The organism is Nocardioides sp. CPCC 206348, assembly GCF_048654705.1.
Classification (GTDB): domain Bacteria; phylum Actinomycetota; class Actinomycetes; order Propionibacteriales; family Nocardioidaceae; genus Nocardioides.
This window is the reverse complement of record NZ_JBMCZA010000209.1, coordinates 31,825-35,840: the sequence shown is the minus strand read 5'-3', so window position 1 is coordinate 35,840 and position 4,016 is coordinate 31,825. Positions and strand designations below refer to the sequence as shown.

Below are 4,016 nucleotides of genomic sequence, written 5' to 3'. Positions count from 1 at the left end.
ACACTTCGCGGCCCCACGAGCCACACTTCGTGACCCCACGAGCCACACTTCGTGCGCTACTGGCCGCAGGCGCAGGCGCCCAGGCTGGCAGCCGCGTTGTCCAGCGCGGTCTGCGCCAGCGTCGCCTTGGGGCCCTTGATCCGGTCGGCCAGGAACGCGAACGCCATCAGGTTGCCGTCGCGGTCGACCGCGATGCCGGCGAGCGACGACACGTTGGACAGGGTGCCGGTCTTGGCGCGCACGCGCCCGCGCCCGGCCGCCGGGCCCTTGTCCATCCGGTGGGCGAGCGAGCCGGTGAAGCCGGCGACGGGCAGGGCCGCCAGCAACGGCCGCAGCTGGGGGTGGGCGTCCGCGGCTGCCAACCGCAGGACACCGAGGAGTACGGCGGGTTCGAGCCGGTTGTCGCGCGAGAGCCCGCTGCCGTCGTACAGGACGGAGTCACCGAAGGGGACGCCGTTCGCGGCAAGCACCCGCTCCACGCCGGCCTGCCCGGCCGCGAACGATCCGGCGCCCTGGTCGGCGATGCCGATCTGGCGCAACAGAACCTCGGCAGCCGCGTTGTCACTGACCTCGATGAGGCGCTGGACGATCTGCGCGACGGTCGGGCTGCTCACCGAGCTGACCGGGGTCGCCGCCGCCGGTGCGACCGCGTGGCCGGTGGGGCCTGCTGCCTTGACGCCGAACCGGACGAGCGCCTTGCGGAACACCTCCGCGGCGGTGGCCGACGGGTTCATCACCCGTCCCGAGCCGTTCGGGTCGCGGCCCTGGTCCACCCACAGCGCCGTGATCGGCGCAATGTCGTCGGGCACGTAGCCCGGCTCCCAGGTCGGGCTGATCGCCGGACCGGAGAACAGCGAGTCGTCGTAGGCGAACCGGACCGAGCGGATGCCGTCCGCCCGCAACGCCTGGGCAGTCGAGCGGGCGAGGGCCCGGATGCTGGCCCGCCTGGGCTCGAAGGTCGCCGAACCGCCCGTGGCCGACTTGGGCGCGCTCGACGCGAGGAACGGGTCACCACCGCCGACCAGGGTCAGCGTGGGCGTCGTACCGCTCGGGTCGAGAACGGTCCTGGTCGTGAAGACGTGATCCCCGCCGAGGAGGAACAGGGCAACCGCCGACGTGACGATCTTGGTCGTCGAGGCCGGGATCGCCGAGGTGGCGCCCTCGGACTTGCCGTACGCGATGGTCGTGCCATCGAGGGGGCCGACCGCGGCGAGCACGTGGCCGCCCAGGTCCTTGTCGTTGAGGTCCCCCAGCGCCCGCTTCAGCGCCGCAGGATCCAGTCGGCCCAGGCCGTTGGCGGGGTCGGCCACCGCTCCCGGGAGTACGACGTCCGGTACATCGACCTCGGGAGGGGGTGCCACCGCGGCCGGGTCGGCGGGCACGCCCGACTGCCCGTTGCGGAAGTCATCCCACTGCTGCTCGGCCCATCCGGTCTGCCAGGCGACCCCGCCGGCGGCAACGAGTGCGACCACGACGAACCCACCGAACGCCCTCTTCAGGCGTCCGGAACCCCGCTCCTCGTCGCTGCTCGCCACTTTTCCCTCTCCCCGACTGCACGTTCGGAGACATTGTGCGGGACAATGGCGCCGACAACGACGCGGGGCAGGCCTGAAGAACCAGCGGCCGCCCCCGCCGGACCCGACAACCGGGCCAGAAATTTGTGGAGGAAACCAGTGCTGGAATTCGACGTCCTCGTGGAAATCCCCAAGGGGAGCCGCAACAAGTACGAGGTCGACCACGAGTCGGGACGCATGCGTCTCGACCGGTTCCTCTTCACCTCGACCATGTACCCCGCCGACTACGGCTACATCGAGGACACCCTCGGCCAGGACGGCGACCCGCTCGACGCCCTCGTGCTGCTGCAGGAGCCCACGTTCCCGGGCATCCTGATCAAGTGTCGCGCGATCGGCATGTTCCGGATGACCGACGAGGCCGGCGGCGACGACAAGGTCCTGTGCGTCCCCGCGGGCGACCCGCGCATGGAGCACCTGCGCGACATCAACCACGTGGCGAACTTCGACCGCCTCGAGATCCAGCACTTCTTCGAGGTCTACAAGGACCTCGAGCCCGGCAAGTCCGTCGAAGGCGCCGACTGGGTCGGCCGCGTCGAGGCCGAGGCCGAGATCGCCGCCTCCTTCGAGCGCTTCAAGCTCGACCCGCACTGAGGTCCATGGGCCGAGCGTGTCTTCGGCGACGATCCGGGCGAGCAAGATCGCCGGAGGACGCCTCTCGACACGCTGCCGGCCGGTGACAAACCCCAACTCGGTGGTGACAAACCCCAACTCGGCGGTGACAAACCCCAAGTCGCGGTCAGGCGTGGGCGAGCGAGAGCTTGAGGGCGAAGCCGAGGAAGATCGCGCCGACGGCTGAGGTGCCGACCGCGGACAGCGACTTGCGGCGCCGGAAGGCCTCGGCGAGGCGGGTGCCGCCGAAGATCAGCGCGGACAGGTACGCCACGCTCGCGATCTGGGCGAAGATCCCCAGCACCAGGAACGACAGGGCCGGGTGGGCGTAGGCCGGGTCGACGAACTGCACGAAGAAGGCGACGAAGAACAAGATCGCCTTCGGGTTGAGCAGGCTGATCACCAGGGCGCGGCGGTACGGACGCTCGTCGGGCGCCAGCGGCGGCGACCCGTCGGCGACGGCCTGGACCGCCCGGTGCCGCGCGCGCCACATCAGGAAGGCGCCACGCAGCATGGTGAAGGCGAGGTAGCCGAGGTAGCCGGCGCCGACCCACTTCACGATGGAGAAGGCCAGGTCGTTGGCCTGCAGCAGCGAGGCGACGCCGGCGGCCGACAGCGTCATCAGGACGGCGTCGCCCGTGAAGACGCCGGCGGCTGCGGAGTAGCCGTCGCGCACTCCACGGCGTGCTGCCACGGAGAGGACGTAGAGCGAGTTCGGTCCGGGCAGCAGGATGATCAGGATCAGTCCGACGAGGTACGTCGACAGGTCGGTGATGCCCAGCACGGGCCGATCCTCCCACGGGGTCGATCACCCGAACGATGAGTTTTCGCGGGCGCGCGGGTCTGGTTCGACATGGGCATCGTGACCGCGGACATCACCACCACCGTCGACGGGTTCGGGGCGGCGGCCGACCAGAGCCTCGAGCACCCGTTCGGCAGCCTGGACCACCTGCGCCTGCATGCGTGGCAGATCGAGCACCGTGACGACAACGCGGACGAGGCTGCCGGCATCCTCGACGCCGGCGCCTTCATCATGGGGCGCAACATGTTCTCCCCGGGCCGCGGTGACTGGGACCTGGCCTGGCGGGGGTGGTGGGGCGATGAGCCGCCGTACCGCGCACCGGTGTTCGTGCTGACCCATCACGAGCGCGAGCCGGTGGAGATGGCCGGCGGCACCACGTTCCACTTCGTGACGGGCGGGATCGAGGAGGCGCTGGACCGGGCGCGCGAGGCCGCCGGCGACGCCAACGTGGCGATCGCGGGTGGTGCCTCGACCGTCAACGCCTACCTCGCGGCCGGGTTGCTCGACGAGCTCCGCTGGCACGTCGCACCGCAGGTCTCGGGGCTCGCCGAGGGGTCACGCCTCTTCGCCGGTGTCCCGACGAGCGACCTCGTGCCGGTGGCCTCGCGCGTGACGCCGCACGTCACGCACCTGACCTACCGGCGCGGCTGAGACTCAGTCCTTCGGCGGGCAGAGGCAGAACGGGTGACCGTCGGGGTCGATCATCACCTGCCACGCACCACCGCCGGGCTGCTCGCCGGCCACGGTCGCGCCCAGTGAGATGGCGTGGTCGGCGGCCGCGGCCACGTCGGTGACGCGCAGGTCGATGTGGAACTGCTGGGGGTGCTCCTGGCCGGGCCACTGCGGGCGGGCGTAGTCGGCCACGGTCTGGAAGTTGAAGGCCGAGCCGAGGATCGACGCGGCGGCGTAGCCGTACTCCGGGTAGTCGCCGGTCACCTCGCCTCCGGTGAGGTCGGCGTAGAACTTCGCGAGACGTGCGGCGTCGGACGAGTCGATGGTGAACGCGATCAGCTCGGTGATCGGGGTGGTGG

5 protein-coding genes are annotated in these 4,016 nt (G+C 70.8%); 2 read left to right on the top strand and 3 right to left on the bottom strand.

Annotated features, from left to right (window positions below; translation table 11 throughout):
* Positions 1-56: 56 nt before the first annotated feature.
* Entirely contained in the window at positions 57-1,535 is a 1,479-nt protein-coding gene (gene dacB, locus ACOADB_RS20775; protein ID WP_378602915.1) for a D-alanyl-D-alanine carboxypeptidase/D-alanyl-D-alanine-endopeptidase, read from the bottom strand.
* Between the two features lie 141 nt (positions 1,536-1,676).
* Here dacB and ACOADB_RS20770 point away from each other — a divergent pair, with 141 nt between their 5' ends.
* Positions 1,677-2,165 carry an inorganic diphosphatase gene (locus ACOADB_RS20770; RefSeq protein WP_378602969.1) on the top strand — a complete coding sequence of 163 codons (489 nt, stop codon included), beginning with the start codon at positions 1,677-1,679 and terminating at the stop codon, positions 2,163-2,165.
* A 145-nt stretch (positions 2,166-2,310) separates the two neighbouring features.
* Here the strand turns inward: ACOADB_RS20770 and leuE are convergent, their stop codons facing one another.
* Entirely contained in the window at positions 2,311-2,967 is a 657-nt protein-coding gene (leuE, locus tag ACOADB_RS20765) for a leucine efflux protein LeuE (protein WP_378602912.1), read from the bottom strand.
* Positions 2,968-3,036: 69 nt separating this feature from the next.
* On the opposite strand from leuE, the gene ACOADB_RS20760 reads away from it, so the two are divergent.
* Entirely contained in the window at positions 3,037-3,636 is a 600-nt protein-coding gene (locus ACOADB_RS20760; protein WP_378602909.1) for a dihydrofolate reductase family protein, read from the top strand.
* A 3-nt stretch (positions 3,637-3,639) separates the two neighbouring features.
* Here ACOADB_RS20760 and ACOADB_RS20755 read toward each other — a convergent pair.
* A partial coding sequence (locus ACOADB_RS20755) for a VOC family protein (protein ID WP_378602906.1) occupies positions 3,640-4,016 on the bottom strand: 377 nt, incomplete at its 5' end.

Excerpts from the sequence above, each read along its gene's own strand:
- ACOADB_RS20760 (WP_378602909.1), top strand. The coding sequence starts at position 3,037 with ATGGGCATCGTGACCGCGGACATCACCACCACCGTCGACGGGTTCGGG.